This window comes from Amycolatopsis keratiniphila (assembly GCF_000400635.2).
Classification (GTDB): Bacteria; Actinomycetota; Actinomycetes; order Mycobacteriales; family Pseudonocardiaceae; genus Amycolatopsis; species Amycolatopsis keratiniphila.
The window spans coordinates 5,796,056-5,815,313 of sequence record NC_021252.1; the positions used below are offsets into that span (position 1 = coordinate 5,796,056).

At 70.3% G+C, this 19,258-nt stretch carries 16 protein-coding genes, 1 pseudogene and 2 riboswitches; of the genes and pseudogenes, 9 read left to right on the forward strand and 8 right to left on the reverse strand.

Annotated elements, in window-relative coordinates:
• The first annotated feature begins 96 nt into the window (after nucleotides 1-96).
• Nucleotides 97-549 (forward strand): SRPBCC family protein, encoded by a 453-nt coding sequence (locus tag AORI_RS67075; protein WP_016335542.1) that lies wholly within the window; start codon nucleotides 97-99, stop codon nucleotides 547-549.
• Nucleotides 550-889: 340 nt separating this feature from the next.
• Nucleotides 890-1,249, forward strand: a complete 360-nt coding sequence (locus AORI_RS67080) for a hypothetical protein (RefSeq protein WP_043848231.1) — start codon at nucleotides 890-892, stop codon at nucleotides 1,247-1,249.
• On the opposite strand, the gene AORI_RS67085 is transcribed toward AORI_RS67080, so the two are convergent.
• The 6 genes and pseudogenes from AORI_RS67085 to AORI_RS67110 all read right to left on the reverse strand — a co-directional run bounded on the left by AORI_RS67085 (nucleotide 1,179) and on the right by AORI_RS67110 (nucleotide 8,681).
• Nucleotides 1,179-2,060: an ECF transporter S component gene (locus AORI_RS67085; protein ID WP_016335543.1), complete on the reverse strand. Its 882-nt coding sequence runs from the start codon at nucleotides 2,058-2,060 to the stop codon at nucleotides 1,179-1,181. The two genes, AORI_RS67080 and AORI_RS67085, sit on opposite strands and share 71 nt — an antisense overlap.
• Nucleotides 2,057-3,651 (reverse strand): annotated as a pseudogene (locus AORI_RS82270) (ABC transporter ATP-binding protein). Before AORI_RS82270 ends, AORI_RS67085 begins: the two are co-directional and overlap by 4 nt.
• Nucleotides 3,648-4,760 carry an energy-coupling factor transporter transmembrane component T gene (locus AORI_RS67095; RefSeq protein ID WP_016335544.1) on the reverse strand — a complete coding sequence of 371 codons (1,113 nt, stop codon included), beginning with the start codon at nucleotides 4,758-4,760 and terminating at the stop codon, nucleotides 3,648-3,650. The pseudogene AORI_RS82270 and the gene AORI_RS67095 overlap by 4 nt, the downstream one beginning before the upstream one ends.
• Nucleotides 4,760-5,683, reverse strand: coding sequence for a hypothetical protein (locus AORI_RS67100; protein ID WP_016335545.1), 924 nt, complete (start codon nucleotides 5,681-5,683; stop codon nucleotides 4,760-4,762). Before AORI_RS67100 ends, AORI_RS67095 begins: the two co-directional genes overlap by 1 nt.
• A complete protein-coding gene (locus tag AORI_RS67105; protein ID WP_016335546.1) occupies nucleotides 5,680-6,240 on the reverse strand; it encodes a hypothetical protein in 561 nt (186 codons plus the stop codon). Before AORI_RS67105 ends, AORI_RS67100 begins: the two co-directional genes overlap by 4 nt.
• A complete protein-coding gene (locus AORI_RS67110) occupies nucleotides 6,237-8,681 on the reverse strand; it encodes a hypothetical protein (RefSeq protein ID WP_016335547.1) in 2,445 nt (814 codons plus the stop codon). Before AORI_RS67110 ends, AORI_RS67105 begins: the two co-directional genes overlap by 4 nt.
• A gap of 89 nt (nucleotides 8,682-8,770) precedes the next feature.
• Nucleotides 8,771-8,836, reverse strand: a riboswitch (cobalamin riboswitch).
• A gap of 93 nt (nucleotides 8,837-8,929) precedes the next feature.
• Nucleotides 8,930-9,078, forward strand: a riboswitch (cobalamin riboswitch).
• Nucleotides 9,079-9,110: 32 nt separating this feature from the next.
• On the opposite strand from AORI_RS67110, the gene AORI_RS67115 reads away from it, so the two are divergent.
• On the forward strand, nucleotides 9,111-10,118 hold the full coding sequence (locus AORI_RS67115) for a prenyltransferase/squalene oxidase repeat-containing protein (RefSeq protein ID WP_043848232.1): 1,008 nt from the start codon (nucleotides 9,111-9,113) through the stop codon (nucleotides 10,116-10,118).
• A 411-nt stretch (nucleotides 10,119-10,529) separates the two neighbouring features.
• Here the strand turns inward: AORI_RS67115 and AORI_RS67120 are convergent, their stop codons facing one another.
• Nucleotides 10,530-12,896, reverse strand: a complete 2,367-nt coding sequence (locus AORI_RS67120; protein WP_016335549.1) for a helix-turn-helix transcriptional regulator — start codon at nucleotides 12,894-12,896, stop codon at nucleotides 10,530-10,532.
• A gap of 48 nt (nucleotides 12,897-12,944) precedes the next feature.
• The gene (locus AORI_RS67125) at nucleotides 12,945-13,541 is read right to left on the reverse strand and encodes a QsdR family transcriptional regulator (RefSeq protein WP_016335550.1); all 597 of its coding nucleotides are present in this window, start codon (nucleotides 13,539-13,541) and stop codon (nucleotides 12,945-12,947) included.
• A 140-nt stretch (nucleotides 13,542-13,681) separates the two neighbouring features.
• On the opposite strand from AORI_RS67125, the gene bdeA reads away from it, so the two are divergent.
• From bdeA to AORI_RS67155, 6 genes are read left to right on the forward strand one after another with little or no spacing between them, the layout of a single operon-like run.
• On the forward strand, nucleotides 13,682-14,539 hold the full coding sequence (gene bdeA / locus AORI_RS67130; protein ID WP_016335551.1) for a bis(hydroxyethyl) terephthalate hydrolase: 858 nt from the start codon (nucleotides 13,682-13,684) through the stop codon (nucleotides 14,537-14,539).
• A 59-nt stretch (nucleotides 14,540-14,598) separates the two neighbouring features.
• Complete coding sequence (locus AORI_RS67135; protein WP_016335552.1) at nucleotides 14,599-15,369, forward strand: ABC transporter ATP-binding protein; 771 nt, start codon at nucleotides 14,599-14,601, stop codon at nucleotides 15,367-15,369.
• Entirely contained in the window at nucleotides 15,356-16,060 is a 705-nt protein-coding gene (locus AORI_RS67140; RefSeq protein WP_016335553.1) for an ABC transporter ATP-binding protein, read from the forward strand. The genes AORI_RS67135 and AORI_RS67140 overlap by 14 nt, the downstream gene beginning before the upstream one ends.
• An 11-nt stretch (nucleotides 16,061-16,071) precedes the next feature.
• Complete coding sequence (locus AORI_RS67145) at nucleotides 16,072-16,950, forward strand: branched-chain amino acid ABC transporter permease (protein WP_016335554.1); 879 nt, start codon at nucleotides 16,072-16,074, stop codon at nucleotides 16,948-16,950.
• A gap of 1 nt (nucleotide 16,951) precedes the next feature.
• Nucleotides 16,952-17,953, forward strand: a complete 1,002-nt coding sequence (locus AORI_RS67150) for a branched-chain amino acid ABC transporter permease (RefSeq protein ID WP_016335555.1) — start codon at nucleotides 16,952-16,954, stop codon at nucleotides 17,951-17,953.
• Nucleotides 17,950-19,257, forward strand: coding sequence for an ABC transporter substrate-binding protein (locus AORI_RS67155; RefSeq protein WP_016335556.1), 1,308 nt, complete (start codon nucleotides 17,950-17,952; stop codon nucleotides 19,255-19,257). The genes AORI_RS67150 and AORI_RS67155 overlap by 4 nt, the downstream gene beginning before the upstream one ends.
• Nucleotide 19,258 lies beyond the last annotated feature (1 nt).

Here is a 19,258-nt window from a genome sequence, read left to right on the forward strand (position 1 = left end):
TCCGTTCAGTTAGAAGCTATCACTTTCCCTATTGACACTCACCTCAGTACAGTTATAGCTTCTAACTATTGCAATCACTGCTAACAAGGAGTCCTCGTGAAGCCGCTCTACCGCACCGCCGCGCTCGCCCTCCCGGTGACGATCGGCCTGCTGGGTGGTGCGGTGGCACCCGCGCACGCCACCACCACGTCCCCCGCCCCGCTTTCGTGCCAAGGCAAGACCATCGACACGAAGGCCCCGATCCACTACCGGACCGAGGCCCTGATCAAGGCCCCGCTGAGCAAGATCTGGCGCCTGCAGACCGACGTCGGACGCCGGCCGTCCTGGCAGGAGCCGGTGCTGAGCAGCGAACGCCTGGACCACGGCATCGACAACGGGATCCACGTCTGGAACTTCACCGAGGTCAAGGGCGGGGTGCTCGTCCGCACCGAAGAGAGCTGGTCCGGCGCCCAGGTGGAGGCCGACGTGCCCACCGCGACCAAATTCCTCGGCTGGAGCCTCGAAGCCTGGCTGAAGGACCTCAAGGCGACCGCCGAATCCCACCGCTGACCGCACTTATTGAGGGGTAAGCCCAATGTGGCGCGTGGTGCCGTCTGAGGCATTGGTGTCCACAGTGGTCACTTCGCGGGCCGCATGCGGCCGCTTTGTGCCTTTAAGTCCGGTTTCGCGGCGAGTCGTGAGTGATAAAGAGGGTTAGAACGACCATCACCACTCACGACCCTGGGGCAACACTGCGCAAAGTGCTCAAATCGGACGCCTTGATCTCGGGAATTGTCCTTTTGGGACAGTCTGAGGGCGCGGTGCCGGGTCTCGGTGACGAGCCCGCTCGCACCGCCGACTCCATCACGCCACCTTTGACTTACCCCTCGATAACACCTCGGAGGAACCGATGTCCACCCAGACGCTCGACCGCGAAACCACCGTCCGCCGCGCTTCGCGTACCGTCATCGTCTCGGCCTGGGCCGTGCCGATCATGGTCGCCGGCCAGTTCGCGATGCTCGCGATCGTCCCGGTCGCGCTCGTCCTGATCGGCACTTTGCGCGACGCCCGGCTCAGAACGCTCCGCTGGGGCGCGATCGCTCTCACCGCGGCCTACGCCACTCCCCTGGCGCTGTGGGCGATCGGCCCCGAACGGGCGCAGAGCCTGTCCAAGGACATGCATCCCGTCTTCGCCGCGATCATCGTGGCCGCGGGAGTGGCGTTCGCCGTGTCCTTCCACGTCCTGCGCCGGAAGCGGGCTCATCGGTGAACGAGGGGATCACGCCGTAGGAAGCCTTCCGCGAAGCCCGGCGCAACGTCGCGAGCACGGCGGGCCCCAGCACCAGGATCGCCACCGTGTTGGTGATCGCCCGGCCGGTGTCCCAGCCCGCCGTCGACGTCAGCAGGGTGAACACGGCGAAGCGGTGCAGGTTCTCCAGCAGCGGGGCGCCGGGCACGTAGGAGATGTGCCCGTCGTGGTACGGCACTTCGGCGTCGGTGATGAACGGCCAGAACCACAGGTTCATCAGGAATCCGAAGACGTAGGCGACGAAGATCCCGTACGCCACCAGCATCGCGATCTCCGCCTTGCCGGTGACACGGCGGGGCAGCAGCCCGGCACCCATGCCGATCCACGCCGAGCACATCATCTGGAACGGCAGCCACGGCCCCACCCCGGCGGTCAGCAGCGCCGAAGCGAACATCGACGTGCAGCCCAGCACGAAACCGAAGCCGGGACCGAGCACCCGCCCGGCCAGCACCAGCAGGAAGAAAACGGTCTCGATGCCCGCGGTCCCCGCGCCGAGGGGCCGCAGGGCGGCGTTCACCGCGGAGAGCACACCGAGCATCGCGAGGGCCTTGGAATCCATGCCCCCTTCGGACATCTCGGCCAGCACGATGACGATCAGGATCGGCAGGATCCCGATGAACACGAACGGAGCGTCCGGGCCGTGCTGCATCGATTGCGGCTCGACGCGGACCAGCAGCGGCCAGACGAACATCATCAGCCCCGCCAGCGACGCGAGGCCGAGCACCGTCGCCGAGCGGGGACCGAGCCGGACCGCCGGGGCCGCCGTGGTCACGGGACCTCCTGCGGAAGCGCCGCCCGGACCTCTTCGACGGTGAGCCAGGGCTCGCCGAGGATTTTCGCGATCTGCGTGGCGAACGCCGGGGAGCCGCCGAGTACCTCACCGGTCGGGCCGTCCGAGACGACCTCCCCCTCCGCCATCACGAGTACCCGGTCCGCGATCGTCGCGACGAACTCGACGTCGTGGGTGGCCACGACGATCGCCTTGCCCTCGGCCGTCAGCGAAGCGATCATCCGCGCCAGCGCCGCCTTCGCGGTGTAGTCGAGGCCACGGGTCGGTTCGTCCAGCAGCATGATCCGCGGGGCCGCCGACAACTGGACCGCGAGCACGAGCGCGAGACGCTGTCCCTCCGAAAGATCACGGGGATGCGACGCCGGATCGATGCCCGGAGCGAGCCTGTCGAGCAGTTCCCGGCACTTCCCTGGCTGCGCGTCCGATTCCGCGTCGGCGGCTTCGCATTCGGCGGCGACGGTCTGCAGGTACAGCAGGTCGCTCGCGGTCTGCGGCACCATCCCGACCAGGGCGCGGGCCGCGGCACTGCTCAGCGTCTTCGGGTCTTTGCCCTCGACGGTGACCTTGCCACCCTGGCGGGGCCGGAACCCTGCACCGCCCACAGCAGCGACGACTTGCCGGAACCGTTGCGCCCCATCATCGCCAGCACCTCGCCGGCGCGCAGGGTCAGGTCGACCTCCCGCACCGCCACCTTCGGCCCGTACCGCACGACGACGCCGGACGCGGCCAGCAGTTCTTCGCCCACGGCCGTGTTCCGCGCGGGCGGGTTCCCCAGCGTCAGCGAAGAAGCGCGCCGCCGGGCATCACGGACCGACATCGGGAGCGGGTCCCAGGCCGCCAACCGTCCCAAGTGGACGATCGGCGGCGCGATGGGCATGTCCTTCAACACCTCCGGCGGCGTTCCGTCGATCACTTCCCCGGTGCCCGGGACGTGGATCATCCGGTCCGCGAACGGGATCACGCGTTCCATCCGGTGCTCGGCCATCAGCACCGTGGTGCCGAGGTCTTCCACCAGCCTGGCCAGCGTCGCGAGCACCTCCTCGGCCGCGGTCGGGTCCAGCGCCGACGTCGGTTCGTCCAGCACGAGCACTTTGGGATGGGTGGTGAGCACCGCGCCGATCGCCACCCGTTGCTGCTGTCCGCCGGACAGCGTCCGCAGCGCGCGCCTGCGCAGTTCCGCGATGCCGAGGAGGTCGAGGGTCTCCTCCACCCGGCGGCGCATCACCTGCGGGCTCAGGCCGAGTTGCTCCATGCCGTACGCGAGCTCGTCCTCCACCGTGTCGGTGACGAAGCCCGCGAGCGGATCCTGGCCGACGACGCCGACCAGATGCGCGAACTCGCGCGGCGGCCGGGACCGCGTCGTCACGCCGTCGACGGACACCGTGCCTTCGAGGTGACCGCCGGTGAAATGCGGGACGAGACCGTTGATCGTGCCGAGCAGCGTCGACTTGCCCGCCCCCGTCCGGCCCGCGAACAGCACGAGCTCGCCCTCACCGATGGACAGCGTCACGTCGGACAGCACCGGTTCGGCGCGGCCGTGATAGGTGAAGGAAACGTGGTCCAGTTCGATCATGCCCGGGCTTCTTCTTCCAGTGCGGCGTAAGGCGGTTCGGGGGCGGGGGTGAGGAACGCGGGCAGCACGCCGATCAGCACCGCGAGCAACGGTACCCACGACAGCGACGGCCAGGACAGGCCGATCAGCGACGGGTTCATGTTCATCGGGTTCACCTCCGACGTCGTGAACAGGACGGCCGCGACGGCGATCCCGCTGAGGGCGACGACGATTTCCGGCGGTTGCCAGCGATCCGGCCGGTAACGGGTGCGCCGGACCCGCTTGCCCGCAGACCAGAACCCGATCAGGCCGATGACGACCCCCGCGGAAAGCACCGGTGCGGCCAGGTATCGGGGCGTCGAACCGTCCAAAGTGGCGTAAACACCGACGCAGACGCCGAGCAGCCCGGTGATCATCAGCGTTCCGGTGATCAGCCTGGCCCGCGCTTCGACCGCTCCCGCGCGGCCGTAACCGCGTGAGTCCATCGACGCGGCCAGCTGCAGCGAGCGGGAAAGCGCGTCCTCCAGCACCGGGATGAGGATGGTGTGCAGCGCCTTCACCTTCTTCTTCCCCGAACCACCGCGCAGCCTGCGGGCCCGCCGGACCCGCAGCACGCTCTCGGCGAGCTGCGGGAACACCGACAGCGCGACGATCACCGCCGTGCCCACCTCGTACAGCGCCGGCGGCATCGCCTTGAGCAGCCGTTTCGGGTTCGCGAGCGCGTTGGCCGCGCCGAGGCAGATCACCATCGTCGCCAGCCGCATCCCGTCGTAGAGCCCGCCCAGCAACGATTCCGCGGAGACGTCGCCGAAGAGCCGGATGCCCGCCGCCCATTCCGGCAGCGGGATCTCGGGCAGCCGCAGGATGATCGTGGAGCCCTCGGCGCCGCCGAAGACGACGCGGAAGAACACGCGGATCGCGACGATGAACGCGCCGAGGTACAGGTAGAGCCGGAACGCCAGCGCCCACGGCGCCTCGGTGCGGCGGGCCACGACGACGTACCCCGCGACGGCCACGATGGTCAGCAGCAGCCACGGGTTCGTCGTCCGGGTCGCGGCGACGGCGAGTCCGAGCGCCCACACCCACCACGCGGCCGGATGCAGATCGCGCGGCAGGAAGTACGACGTCATCAGACTCCTTGTGCGCGTTTGCGTCTGCGCGCCATCAGGAATCCGGCCACGCACAGCGCGAGCACCGCGGCGCCCGCCGCCCAGGGCGCCCAGCCCGCAGCTCCGGACTCGCGTTCGATGACCGCGTTGACGTCCTCGGCGTTCTCGCCGCCGGTGAACGCGACGTTCATCGACGGGTCCTGCGCCTTCGGCCGCGCCGAAGCGCTCGGACGCGGCTTGGGCGGCGGCAGCGCGCCGGAACCCGGGCCCGCGGCCGGAACCTCTCCGGCCCCTGTCGTCGGCTGAGGTCCGTCGGCCTGCTGTCCGTTCCCCGACGGCGGTCGCTGCTGCCGCTCGCCGGGGTCACCGGTGACCGGCTTCGCCTCCTCGCGCGGCACACAGGGCTGGCTCTCGGTACCCGGCCGTACGGCGGAGACCCGCGGGACCGGGTTGCTCTGGGTGGTGGCGTTCAGGGAGAACGACCAGCCCTCGAAACCGCCCGGGATGAAGTCACGGTTCTTGACGCCCCACTGGCTGTAGTCCCAGGCGCAGTTGTTCGAGGCGTGCCAATACGACCAATAGGCCTGAGCCGGTGGCGTGTCGACGCACGGCTCGCGGTAGTCACCGCGGCCCGTGATGGGGACGTTCTCGGCCGCGGACGGGCGGTTCTCGACCCGGCAGACGAACGACTCGCCCCAGCGCTGGACCCCGGCGATCTGGAAACCGGCGCCCTTGAGCGCGTCGAGCCCGGTGCCGCGGGTGGTCTGCGGATTGCACCGCACGATCGTCGTGCCGCCGAGCTGCTGGAAATCCACCACCACGGTGACCCCGGTGGCGTCCTTGCAGAACCCGGGATATCCCTTGCCCTGGTCGACCGCGTGCGCGGACGGCGCCGTGGCGGCGATCAAGACGATCGCCGCCACCACTCCGAAGAGCCTTTTCACGGGATGGCCGGGTTCCTCGGCGTGACGCCGGGCGGCGGGTTGGTCGTCGCGGACTTGTTCAGCGAGAACGACCAGCCCTCGAACCCGCCAGGGACGACGTTGCGGTTGAGCGCCCCCGAGCTGCTGTAGGTCCAGGTGGAACCGGAACCGTCGGCGTGCCAGTAACCCCAGTACGCGCCCGCGGGCGGGGTGGTGACGCACGCTTCCTTGTAGTTCGGGTTGGTCGTCAGCGGGAGCGTCTCCGTCGCCGACGGGCGGCCTTCCAGCCGGCAGACGAAAGCGAGGCCCCAGCGTGCGGTGCCGGCGACCGCGATCCCCGCGTCCTGCAACGCCTTGATCCCCGTGCGGGCGGTGCCCGGCGTGGCGTTGGGCGAGCAGCGGGTGATCGTCGGCGCGGCGAGCTCCTGGAAGTCGATCACGACCGTGACCCCGGTTCGCGCGTCGGCGCCGGTGCAGATCCCGTTGTACCCCTTCGTGGTGTCGACCGCGTTCGCGGGTGCGGCGGACAGCCCGATCAGTCCGATGAGGACGGTCGTGACGGCGAGCAGTCTCTTCATGGTGTTACCCCCTTTTTCTTGGTGAAACGGCGAAGGACGAAGACGAGTGCGATCGCGGTGAGCAGGAGCAGCGCGGCCAGCCCCGCGAGCCCCCAGATCACCCAGGCCGGCTGGTCGTCGGATTGGGCGGCGGCCAGCACCGGCGTATCGGTGCCGGTGGTCAGCGGGAGCCGGATCGCGGGTGACAGCGGCGAATCCGCGGCGGTGAGCCAGGACCGGCCCGCGATCCCTTGGGCGGCGGCCGAACTGGTGGGGAGATCGGTCTCGCCACCCGATGCCTTGGCGAACCCGCCGTCCGCCTGGACGAGCTTGCCCAGCGAGCGCGCGGTTCCGCTCGCGTCGAGCCCGGCGGTCTGCCGCGCGGCGGCGACGGCGGCGCTGAGCGCGACGTCCGTCTCGCCGCCTTCCCCGGTCACCAAACCTTCGCCGGTGGGCCGGACGCCGAGCGCGCCCACCGCGGAGACGAACGCCGACACACGCCGCTCGGTCCAGGCGTCCGGGCGTCTGGTCGGCGGCGCGGTGTCCGTATGCGGACGGGCGACCAGCGCGGTGACCGCGGCGGCCGTCGCGGCGAGATCGCCGGAACCGCACTCCGCGGTGTCGAGGTGCTTCGGGAAGGTCCCGTCCGCGCACTGGCGGGAAAGGAGCAGTTCGACCGCGGGGCCGGGATCGGCGGCGGTGGCGAGCACCGCCCAAGCGTGCCGCTCGACCGTGCGGTCGGCGTCCGCGAACGATCCGGTGTCGGTGAATTCGCCGTCGGCACCGCGCAGTTTCACCAGGTCGGCACGCAACGGGCCGGCAGCGTCCGACTTCGAGAATTGGGCGACGAGCACGAGTTTCGCGAGCGGTTCGGCGTACGACGCCTCGCCCTGTTCGTACGGCGCGCCGTGGGCGTAGGCCTGCACGGATTCCGGCTTCAGAAGGAATTGCGAAGCGCGGGCGACCGAATCCGGCTGTTGGTCCAGCGCCCGCAGGGCCAGCACCACATCGGCGGTGGCGTCGTAGTCGACGTAGGTCTTGCCGTCCTCGGTGACCTCGACGTGGTCGCCGCCGACGAGCCGGTTCGTCAGGTAGGCACCGAGGCGGGCGGCCGGGGTCGCGGCGACCGGGGTGGTGATCGCCGCCACCGTCGACACCCGGGCGCCGGTGGACGCCCTGGGTGTGACGAACTTCTTGGGTTTCGGAGCAGGCTTGTGCGGCTGCGTCGTCGGGGCCGGGGTTTCCGGGACGCCGGTGGCAGGCGGCAGGGTTTCGCCCTTCGCGAGCGAATAGAAGCCGACCTGCGACAACCCGAGCGAAGCCTGGGCACTCGCGCGGATCCAGGTGTCGACACCGCTGATGCCGGAGGAGCGGGCGGCCTCGTAGGAAGCCGGGTCGTAGGCGATCGCGCCGAGTTCGCCCGCGAGCTTGTTCCCGGCATCGGCCGCGGCGTTCGCCTGCGCGGATTTGAGGTACCGCACGCCCTTGTCCACCGCCGCGTCCGCGCCGCCGATGTCGACGAGCGCTTGGACGATCAGGCCGGTGCTGTTGGTGTTCGGCGCCTCGGTGCCGACACCGCCACCCCAGCCGCCGCCGGGCTTCTGGTTCGCCTTGAGCCAGGAGACGGTCTTGGCGATCGGGGCGTCGAGACCGGCCGCGCCCGCCTTCTTCGCGGCCAGCAGCGCCGAGAGGGCGAGGCCGGTGGCGTCACCGTCGGTCGGGGAAAGGCCGAGGGGTTTGCCCTCGTCGCAGGTCGAGACCTTGCGGCCGTCCGGGGTGACGTGGTCGCCGGTCTCCTTCGTCGGGATGTAGGAGAAGAGGACGCGGAAGTAGCCCTCGGAGCACTGCTGGGTCAGCAGTTTGTCGATGGCGAGCCGGTCGTTCGCGCCCGCGGCGGCGAGGCCGATCACCCCGAGCGCCTGGCCGAACATGTTCGCATTGTTGCTCACCGCGTCGGCGAGTGCGGGATCCTTGGAGTAGTCGCTGATCCGGCCCTTGTCAGGGCCTTTGCGCATGATCGCGCCCTGGGTCTCGGCGACCAGGTCGTAGCCGTCGAAGGCCCGGGGGTTCCGGCCGGAGACCTGCGCGGCGACCAGCGTCTTCGCCACGGCGCCGCCGACGATGATCTTGTCGTAGCCGGCGCCGGGAGCCAGCCCGTCCCAGGTGAAGTAGTCGGTGGCGTGGCCCTGGTCGTCGAGGAACTTCACGATCGGCTCGGCCCGCGTGCCCTCGCCCGCGGCGTGCATCGCGAAGAGCACGTCGAGCATCAGGCCGTGGTCGGGCAGCGAGCCGCCGCTGGGGTTGTCGAGCGTGCCGTCCGGCTTCAGCTTCGTCGCGAGCCAGTGGGAATTCGCCTTCGCCGCGCCGGGATCGTTCGCGGCCGTCGCCGTCCCGGCGAGCGGTGCGGCGATCAGGGCGGCACCGACGGCGAACGCCGACGCGGCCAGGTACCCGCGGCGCATGACTCCTCCTTGCGGCGTGACGGAGGACAGCGCGGGACGCCGCGGTCACCCCTGTTTATCGCGACAGTGGTTCGTTCATCCGCCCGTTCGGTATCCCGGCTTGCCCTGCGAGGGCCCACGGTTGCGCGACAGCGCCGGATTTCGACCGGCTTCCCCGTCACGGGCGGCGATGTTCTGTTGTCGAGCCAGCCGAGGTTAACACCCGTTCACCTCCGGCAGGTACCGCTGACCAGGTCGGTTGCCAGGATCACATCGGCACCCGGCGGTATCCCGTACTCGACCGGGGTGAGAGTCTTCTCGCGCGGTCGTGGGGGAAGTCCGGTGAGAGTCCGGCGCTGTCCCGCAACGGTATGCCTTCCAGGCGAGCCCGGTCACCCATGTCGCGCTATGTCACCGACTCCTGTCGTGGAAATGCGGGAAAGGGTTCTCATGAGACGTTTGGTTTTCGCTGTCGCCCTGCTGTGCGGCATCGGGCTGGTCACCGCCCCGGCGGCGGCCGCGGCCACCCACAACAAGGCCGATGCCGCCGCGGGCTGGCTCGCCAGGCAGATGACCGACGGTGAACGGTTCGAGGCCGACTTCGGCGGCCAGAAGTTCCCGGACCAGGGCCTGACGATCGACGCGATCTTCGCGTTCGCCGCGGCCGGGGTGTCGGACACGAACGCCGGCAAGGCGATCGCCTGGCTCGCGAAACCGGAGATCACCACCGCCTACGTCGGCGGCGGCACCGAGTCCTACGCGGGCGCGCACGCCAAACTGATGCTCGCCGCGCAGATCCGGGGCAAGGATCCGGCGTCGTTCGGCGGCGTCGACCTGAAGGCGGGCCTGCTCTCACTGCTCACGCCGTCCGGCCGGTTCTCCGACCGCTCCGAATACGGCGACTACTCCAACGCCCTCTCGCAGTCGCTCGCCCTGCTGGCGCTGGACCGCACGCCCGGCGGCGCCCCGGCTCCGGCCGTTACGTTCCTCGCGGGCACCCAGTGCGCGGACGGCGGTTTCCCGCTGAACTTCGGCGAAGCGACGTGCACGAGCGACGTCGACGCGACCGCGACGGCCGTGCAGGCCTTGCGCGCCACCGGTGACCCGGTGAACGCCCGCGAGGGCATCTCGTGGCTGGTCACGAAGCAGCACGCGAACGGCGGCTTCGGCGTCGGCACGAACGCGCCCAACGCCAACAGCACCGGCCTCGCCGCGGAAGCGCTGGCCAGGCACCGTCCCGCCGCCGCGAGCAAGGCGCGGGAATTCCTGCGCTCACTGCAGACCGGCTGCGCCGGCGCCGAGCCGGACCGCGGCGCGATCGCCTACGACGCCACCGGCCTGAACCCTTCGACCGCCCCGCGCGCGACCGCGCAGGCGATCCTGGGCCTGGCCAGGGTTCCGCTGAGCGACCTGCACGGCGGCGGGCGTCCGCAGGCGCCGGTACTCGCCTGCCCGTGACGTGAGCTCGTGAGTGGGGTGCGCCTCCCTCAGACTGTCCAAAAAGGACGCTCAGTTGAGATCAAAGAGTCCGATTCGGGCACTTTGCGCAGTTTCACCCGGGGGTCGTGAGTGGCGATGGTCGTTCTAACCCTCTTTACCACTCACGACTCCCCGCGAAACCGGACTTACAGGTATAAAGCAGGCGCATGCTGCCCGGAAAGTGACCACTGTGGACACCAAGCCGCCTTTGAGTTACCCCTCCTGGGTCTCTCAAGGAGGCCTTCACGGACTGGGTACCCAGGGTGCGGCGTGAGCGGAAGTGCGACTCGCGTGATCAGGGACGTGATTCGCGTGATTGAAGGCGAAACTCGCGTGTTACGCCTTCAATCACGTGAGTCGCGCCTTCAATCACGTGAGTCACGGGCAGCATCACTCGCCGGCGGCGACACGGCGCGCGAGTTCCACGCGGGACCGCACCCCCAATGCCGTGAAGATGTTCCGCAGGTGGTGGTCCACCGTCCGGTGGCTGATCACCAGCCGCCGCGCGATCTCCTTGTTCGTCTCCCCCGCCGCCACCAGCCGGGTGATGGCGTCCTGTTGCGGGGTGAGGCCGGCGAGCGAGCGGTGCGGCGCGTCGACGGTCTCGCCCGCCGCCCGCAGCCCGGCCCGGGCCCGTTCGGCGAACCGGGTCGCGCCGACGTTTTCGAAGCCGCGCAAGGCATCGCGGAACTGGTCGCGGGCGTCGCGGGTCCGGCGATGGCGCCGCAGCAAGGTGGCGTACGCGAACCTGGTCCTGGCGAGTTCCACCGCGCCGCCCGCCCGCCGGTGTGCCTCGACGGCCAGCCGGAAACGCCGTTCCGCCACGCCGGGATCCGACGTCATCAGCGCGTGACACCGGTGGCTCAGCGCGAGCCAGCAGGGTTCCGCCCCGGCCAAGGTCCAGCGGTCGAACACCTCCAGCGCGGCACGGGCGCGTTCGGGCTGCCCGGTGCTGACGGCCGCCTCGACGAGTTGCGGAGTGGCCAGCACGCGGATCACCGGCTGGTCGCCGGAGACGCCCGAAGCGAGATCTTCGAGTCTGCTCAGCGCGTCGTCGGGCCGGTCCTCGGCCAGGTCCAGGCAGGCATACGCCCACGCGGCGACGGCGGCGGGCCTGCCGAGGCCACGTTCGGCGATGCCCTCGGCCGCTTCGTCCAGTTCCGGCGCCCGGTCGCCGAGGAGCGCGGCGGCCAGCCCCAGCAGCGTCAGATGTTCCATCCGCAGGTTGTGCGGCGCGTGCAGGCCGTCGCGCGACGCCGCCCGCGCACAGGGGATCCGGTCGAGCGCGATGGCCGAAAGCGAAAGGTAGACCAGCGCCCACGGCAGTTCCGCGTGCCGTTTGCCGAGCCGCGCGCGGCTCACCGCGGCCGCCGCGTACTCGTGCGCCTGTTCGGCGTGCCCGCGGGCGAAGGCCGCTTCGGCGGCCCAAACGGCTCCGGCGACGTCGGTGTCGGCCATCCCCTTGGCGACGGCTTCCTCCAGCGGGGCGACCGCGGCGTCGTGCCGTCCGGCGTAAACCGAAGTCAGGCCGCGGAAATGCGCGAAGGCCAGGCCTTCTCCGGCCGGGACCGTCCGCGCGAGGGCCCGGTAGCCACCCAGGTCGCCGCCGAGCCTCCGTGCCTCGCCCGCGAGCAGGAGCGCGGCGGCCGGATCGGGCAGCAGCCGCGCCGCCGTGCCGAGTTCGTGGGTGGCGACGGCGGGATCACCGTCGCGCAGCTCGATCTCGCCGTGCAGCAACGCGACCGCACCCGGTTCGGCGTCGGCTCTCGACAGCAGCAACCGCGCCCATCCCGGTCTGCCCGCCTGCCAGGCCGCGTCCGCCGCCGCCACCAGCCGGGCCGCCCGCGCGCCCGGATCGGCGGTCAGCGCGGCGGCGCGTTCGAGATGCCGCGCCGCGGCCGCGTGATCCGCCGCGGGTGCCGCGGCGAGCGCGTCCGCGAGTGGCTCGGACGGCGCGGACGTCGCCATCGCGCGATGCCAGAGCGCGTCCGGTCCCTCCTCGACGGAGGCCAGCCGCGCGTGCGCCGCCCGCCGGTCGGCCGGTGACGCCGCCGCGTACCAAGTCGCCTTCCGCGCGGAAAAGTCCATGCAGGTGCTGAGAAACCGCAGACGCTCGTCGAGCGGCATCGCGTCGAGCTCGGCCGTGTACCGAGACAGGCGGTCCCGCAGGATCGGCGAAACCGGCTCCCGTCCGGCCGCCTGCGCGGGCGTCAGCGAGGCCGCCAGCGCGACCAGGTCGGCGGGATTCCCGTCGCCCAGCTCGACCAATTGCGGGCGGACACCGGCGGGCACACCGCGGTCGCGCAGCACCTGATCGGCGGCGGACTCATTCAACGGTGGCAGCTCGACGGAGTCGAACTCGTCCGACCCGGATCGCGACGCGAGCACCATCCCGACCGGCGCGCCCGCCAGGCGCCGGGCGGCGAAACCCAGCGCGGCCAAGGACTCCGGGTCGATCCAGTGCGCGTCGTCGACCCAGCAGATCGTCGGAGCCGACACGGCGCCGAGCCGGTCCCGCGCTTCCGCCCCGCTGGAGACCGACGCGCCGAACATCCGCTGCAGGGCGCCGTACGGCAGCGTGCTTTCCGCCCGCAGACCCCGTACTCCGACGAGCCGAACGCCGAGGGTGGCACGCAGCTCGGCGAGCAGAGCCGACTTGCCCAGGCCCTCCGTGCCGCGGATGAGCACCGCGCGCCCGGCGGCCGAGCGCAGCCCACCGAAGAGGTCGTCCCTGCCCCGCAACGGGTACACAGGCATCCGCGCCTCCTCGAGATCCCTCTCGATGAAACACCAGGCGCAAGTGTTTCACAAGGTCTTGCTCGGCACCCGTCCCTCCACGAGCGCTCCCAGCAGCGTCGACGCCGCGTCGAGATCGGGGGTCCGGGAGGCGAGGACGTCCGAATACAGGAACGCCTCCCCCAGCCGCACGATGGCGTAGCAGAGGCTGTCCAGCCCGACGCTGGGCTCGAAGCCACCCGCGTCGACGTCGCGGCGCAGGAGCTCGACGTGCGCGGCGATCACCCTCGGCTGGACCCGGCCGTGCGGATCGGTGAGCAGCCTGATCGCCAGCACCGGCTCGTCGTCGAGGAAGCGGCGGAACCCCGCGCTCGCCGCGAGCACCGACCGGTACTCCCGCATGATCGCGAGACAGCGCAGTTCGCCGGCCGCGTTGCGCACCACGTCGCCCTCTTCGCGCTCCCAGGTGCGCGCGGCGGCCGTCAGGGTGCGCTCGGACAGGTAGTAGAGGGCATCACCGAGCAGGTCTTCCCGGTTTCCGACGCGACGGAACAGGGTGCTGCGCGAGATGCCCAGATCCTGGGCGAAGGCGGAGGTGTCGACGCGGACGCCGCGATCGATCCACCGGGCCGCCGCCCGGACTATGTCCTCGGCTGAGGGATTCACGATCGCCGATCGTACGGGCGCCCGGGCCGGCGAGGGCGACCGCGGAGCAAGACCGGCGATTTCACCGATGCAGGCGCCTCCGTCCGTTTGTCAGAGTCCATCACCACGGACTGTGTTCAACGGCGAACGGAGACGGCACCATGCGTAGTACGACCCGGATCCTTTGTGGACTGGCCACCGTCGCGGCACTCACTGTCGCCCCCACGGCCTACGCCGCCGAGAACCCCTACGAACGAGGACCGGACCCGACTGAAAGTAGCATCGAAGCCTCTCGCGGCTCCTTCGCGGTGTCGCAGACCTCCGTGTCGAGCCTGGCCGTCACCGGCTTCGGCGGCGGAACCATCTACTACCCCACCAGCACCGCGCAGGGCACGTTCGGCGCGGTCGCCATCTCGCCGGGGTTCACCGCGACACAGTCGAGTATCGCGTGGATCGGCCCGCGGCTGGCGTCGCAGGGGTTCGTCGTGTTCACGATCGACACCAACACCATCTACGACCAGCCCGACAGCCGCGGCGACCAGTTGCTCGCCGCACTCGACTACCTGACCCAGCGCAGCACCGTCCGCTCCCGCATCGACACCTCCCGGCTCGCCGTGGCCGGGCACTCGATGGGCGGCGGCGGTTCGCTCGAAGCCGCACAGGACCGGCCGTCACTGCAGGCCGCGGTGCCGCTCGCGCCATGGAACACGCAGAAGTCGTGGTCCTCGCTGAGGGTGCCGACGTTCATCATCGGCGGCGAGTCCGACTCCGTCGCGCCGGTGGCGTCGCACTCGATCCCGTTCTACACCAGCATTCCCGCCACCGCGGAGAAGGCGTACATGGAGCTGGACAACGCGAGCCACTTCTTCCCCAACACGGCGAACACGACCATGGCCAAGTACACGATCTCGTGGCTGAAACGGTTCGTGGACAACGACACCCGCTACGAGCAGTTCCTCTGCCCCGCCCCGGACGACCGCGCGATCAGCGACTACCGGGACACGTGTCCGCACGCCTGAGTGTCCTCGGCCCCGGCGCGCCCGCGCCGGGGCCCCCTTCCGCCGTTGGGAGTTCTTGCGTGACCCTGTCGACCTTCGAGATGTCCGGCGTATCGGTGACCTTCGGTGGTCTCGTCGCGTTGTCGGACGTCTCCCTCACCGTCGCACCGGGCCGGGTGCTCGGGGTGATCGGCCCGAACGGGGCGGGCAAGACCACGCTGTTCAACGTCGCGTGCGGTTTCGTCCGCCCGGACACCGGCACGCTGTCCTGGCGCGGCACGGAACTGCGGCGGCTGCGCCCGCATCATCTCGCCGGCCTCGGCATCGCGCGCGGTCTGCAGGAACTCGGCCTGTTCGACCGGATGACCGTGCTGGAGAACGTCCTCGTGGGCGCGGGCAGGCACGCGAAATCCGGCTTCTGGTCTTCGTTGCTGGGGTTGACGAAGGACGAGAAAGCCCTGACCGAGCGGGCGATGAAGCAGCTGGAGGACTTCGGCATCGCCGACGTCGCCCATCGCTACCCCACCAGTCTTCCTTACCCGACAAGGAAAAGGGTCGCTTTGGCGCGAGCGCTCGTGAGCGAACCCGACCTGCTGCTGCTCGACGAACCGGCCGGCGGCCTGTCGTCGGCCGAGATCGACGAGATCGGCGTGCTGGTCCGCGGCCTGACCGAACGCATGTCGGTGATGCTCGTCGAGCACCACATGGATCTGGTGATGGGGGTCTGCGACGAGATCGTGGTGCTGGACTTCGGCAGGGTCATCGCCCGCGGCACCCCGGACGAGATCCGCGCCGATCCGGCGGTGCAGGCGGCCTACCTCGGCGAGGAGGTGGCCGGTGCTGACCGTTGAACGGCTCTCGGCGAGCTACGGCCCGGTGCGCGCGCTCGATTCGGTGAGCCTTTCGGCCGCCGAGGGCGAGATCACCGCGGTGCTCGGCGCGAACGGCGCGGGCAAGACCACGTTGCTGCGCACCATCTCCGGCCTCGTCCGGCCCGCGGGCGGCCATATCCGTCTCGGCGGCAGGGAGTTGAGCCGAGTGTCCACAGAGGACCTCCCGGCGCTGGGCCTCGCGCATGTTCCCGAAGGCCGCGGCGTACTGGCCGAACTGACCGTCGAGGAGAACCTGCGGCTCGGCGCGCTCGGGGCGCGCGGCCGGGTGAAGACGGCCGACCTGCGCCGGATCTACGACCTCTTCCCCGTGCTCGCCGAGCGCAAGAACGGTCTCGCGCACGTCCTTTCCGGCGGCGAGCGCCAGATGCTGGTCATCGGCCGCGCGCTGCTCTCCCGGCCGAAGGTATTGCTGCTCGACGAACCGTCGTTGGGTCTCGCGCCCAGAATCGTGGCGCGGATCTTCGGCCTGCTGCGCGGTCTCGTCCACGAAGAAGGCCTGGCCGTCGTGCTGGTCGAGCAGAACGCCCGCAGCGCGCTGTCCATCGCCGATCACGGTGTCGTGCTCAACCTCGGGCGGGTCGTCGTCCGGCGGGACGCGGCCGCGCTCGTCGCGGACGACGCGCTCCGGCACGCCTACCTCGGATTCTGAAAGGGAGCTTCGTGCAGCAACTGCTCACCACCGCGCTCACCGGCCTGACGCTGGGCGCGGTCTACGCCGCGTTCGCGCTGGCGCTCGTGCTGATCTGGCGGGCGACGCGGATCGTGAACTTCGCGCAGGCGCCGATGGCGATGATCACCACGTACGTCGCGCTCGTCCTGATCGACGCGGGCTGGTCGTACTGGGCGGGTTTCGCCGTCGCCCTGCTTTCGGGCCTGGTGCTCGGCGCGCTGGTGGAACGGTTCGTGATCCGGTTCGTGTCCGGGAAACCCGAGATCAACGCCGTCATCCTGACCCTGGGGCTGTTCATCGTGCTGCACGCGCTGGCGGCGCTGGTGTTCGGCTCGCGGTACCGGTCGTTCCCGGCGCCGTTCGGGCTCACCGGTTTCCAGGTCGGCGGCACGACGATCGCGCTGACCGGGTTCGGCGTGTTCACCATCGCCGCCGTCGGCGTGGTGCTGATCGGGCTCGTGGTGTTGTTCCGCGGTACCGATCTGGGCCTGCGGATGCGCGCCGCGGCTTTCGACCGGGAGGTGGCCCGCCTGCTCGGGGTGCGGGTCGGGCGGATGCTCACTCTCGGCTGGGCGCTGGCCGCGCTCGCCGGTTCGCTGTCGGGCCTGCTGATCGCCGGCGGCGGCCTCGTCCATCCGTCCTATATGGACGGTGTGGTGGTGTACGGCTTCGTCGCCGCGGTGCTCGGCGGGCTGGACAGCCCGGTCGGCGCGGTCGTCGGCGGCGTCGTCCTCGGCCTGTCGCTGAGCCTGGTGAGCGGCTACGTCGGCGCGGAACTGGTGCCCCTCGCCGCGCTGGCGCTGCTCATGGCGGTGCTGCTCCTGAAACCCGGCGGCCTGTTCACGAGCGTTCGCGAACGGAGGGTCTGACGTGCTGCGACGTCATCTGCTGGGCGCGCTCGCCGCGCTGATCGTCGTCGTGCTCGCGTTGGAGAACTCCGGGCCGTACCTCACCGCGCAGTTCACCACGATGGCGTATCTCGCGATCGCGGCGGGCGGCCTGACCGTCCTTACCGGACTCAACGGGCAGCTCTCCTTGGGACACGGCGCGTTGATGGCCGTCGGCGCCTATTCGACGGCGCTCCTGCTGCGGTCGGATGCCTTGCCGCTCCTGGTGATCCTGCTCCTGGCGATGGTGATCACCCTCGCGGTCGGGGCGCTCGTGGGTGTCGCCGCCGCCAGGCTGCACGGACCGTATCTCGCCGGGGCGACGCTCGCGCTCGCCGTCGCCGTCCCCGGGATTCCGTTGTTCTTCGGCGAATCGCTCGGCGGCGAGCAGGGTTTGCCGGTACGGATGCCGGAGATCCCCGCCTGGCTGGCGGACGCAGCGTACTTCGTCACCGGCCAGGACCTCACGTCGATCCGTTACCTCGCTTACCTTTCGTGGTTCGCGGTGATCGCCGTGTTCGTCCTGCTGGCGAACCTGTCGCGCGGCCGCGTCGGACGCGACTGGCGGGCGGTCCGCGACGAGGACGTGGCCGCCGAACTGGCCGGGATCGACCTCGCCCGCACCCGGGTGCGGGCGTTCGTGGTCAGCGCGGGCTGCGCGGGGCTGGCCGGAGCGCTGATGGCCCTGTCCGCACGATTGGCCGCGCCGAGCGGTTTCGCGCTGACGCTCTCGCTGCTGCTGGTGTCCGCGGTGGTGCTCGGCGGTCTCGGAAGCCTCACCGGAGCGCTCGCCGGGGCCGCGCTGCTGACCTTCCTGCCGCCGCTGGTGACCGGCGCGGGAACGGATCTCGGCCTGTCCGACGTGCAGGCCGCGCATCTGGCGCCGTTGCTCTACGGCCTGGTCACCGTCCTGATCGTGCTGCTCGCACCGGCGGGCCTCGCCGGCGGGCTGCGGAAACTCATCCACTGGAGGCGAAGTTCATGAAACGCTGGACCAAGGCCGTGGCCGTCTTCCTGGCCGTGACGGTCACCGCCGCCTGCGGTGCGGGCGGCAGACCCGAAGGCGACCAGAAGGGCTCGACGGTCGGCGTCACCGACACGACCATCAAGATCGGGGCGCATTTCCCGCTGACCGGCGTCGCCGCGCCGGGCTACAGCGAGATCCCCAGCGGACATCAGGCGTACTACGACTACGTGAACGCGAACGGCGGTGTCCACGGCCGCAAGATCGAGTTCGTGGTGAAGGACGACGGCTACAACCCGACCACGACCAGCGCCGTCACCAACGAACTGGTGCTCAAGGAAGAGATCTTCGCGATGGTCGGCGGCCTCGGCACGCCGACGCACAGCGCCGTCGTCGACTTCCTGAACAACTCAAAGGTGCCGGACCTGTTCGTGTCGTCGGGTTCGCTGCGCTGGGGCGACGACCCGAAGAAGGCGCCGTTCACCTTCGGCTGGCAGCCGGACTACGAGATCGAGGGCAAGATCATCGGCGACTGGGTGCGCAAGAACCTGCCGAACGCCAAGATCGGCCTGTTCCTCCAGGACGACGACTTCGGCCGCGACGGCGAGAAGGGCGCGCGGCGCTACCTCGGCGAGCAGATCGTGGAGGTCGCGAAGTACTCGCCGGGCAACACCGACATCGCGCCGCAGATCGCGAAACTCAAGGCCGCGGGCGTGGATCTGGTGCTGGGCTTCACCGTTCCGTCGTACACCGCGCTCTCGCAGCTGGCTTCGCTGAAGATCGGGTTCAAGCCGAAGTGGTTCTACAGCAACGTCGGCTCCGATCCCGCGCTCGTCGGCTCCCTGCTGGCGCGGTTCTCCGAAGGCAAGGTGACCAACGGCGCGTCGCTCATCGACGGCGTGGTCACCACCGAATACCTGCCCGGTGTCGACGCGCCGGACAACGCGTGGACGAAGCTGTGGCAGAACGTCTGGAAGGCGCACGGCAAGGGCGGCGACCTGACGAACTACCGCATCTACGGGATGGCGCAGGCGTACACGTTCGTCCAGGCGTTGCAGGCGGCCGGAAAGGACCTGACGCGGGAACGGATCGTCGAAGTGCTCCAGCAGTCCGGGAAGACCTTCGCGGGACCGGGCCTGGCGCCGTTCCGTTACACCGGTGAGAACCACCTGGGCATTTCCGGGATGTCGGTGGTCGAGCTCAAGGGAGGCGTCGGCAAGGATCTGACCCCGGTACTGGTGACAGACCTCGGTGACGCCCCCATCGAGGCGAACGATTCGGCGGCGAACGACGCGCCGCCGCCGAACGGGATCGCCGGTAGCTGAG

Excerpts from the sequence above, each read along its gene's own strand:
- bdeA (WP_016335551.1), top strand. The coding sequence starts at position 13,682 with ATGCGTAGTACGACCCGGATCCTTTGTGGACTGGCCACCGTCGCGGCA.
- AORI_RS67120 (WP_016335549.1), bottom strand. The coding sequence starts at position 12,896 with ATGCCTGTGTACCCGTTGCGGGGCAGGGACGACCTCTTCGGTGGGCTG.
- AORI_RS67155 (WP_016335556.1), top strand. The coding sequence starts at position 17,950 with ATGAAACGCTGGACCAAGGCCGTGGCCGTCTTCCTGGCCGTGACGGTC.
- AORI_RS67115 (WP_043848232.1), top strand. The coding sequence starts at position 9,111 with ATGAGACGTTTGGTTTTCGCTGTCGCCCTGCTGTGCGGCATCGGGCTG.
- AORI_RS67080 (WP_043848231.1), top strand. The coding sequence starts at position 890 with ATGTCCACCCAGACGCTCGACCGCGAAACCACCGTCCGCCGCGCTTCG.
- AORI_RS67095 (WP_016335544.1), bottom strand. The coding sequence starts at position 4,760 with ATGACGTCGTACTTCCTGCCGCGCGATCTGCATCCGGCCGCGTGGTGG.
- AORI_RS67110 (WP_016335547.1), bottom strand. The coding sequence starts at position 8,681 with ATGCGCCGCGGGTACCTGGCCGCGTCGGCGTTCGCCGTCGGTGCCGCC.
- AORI_RS67105 (WP_016335546.1), bottom strand. The coding sequence starts at position 6,240 with ATGAAGAGACTGCTCGCCGTCACGACCGTCCTCATCGGACTGATCGGG.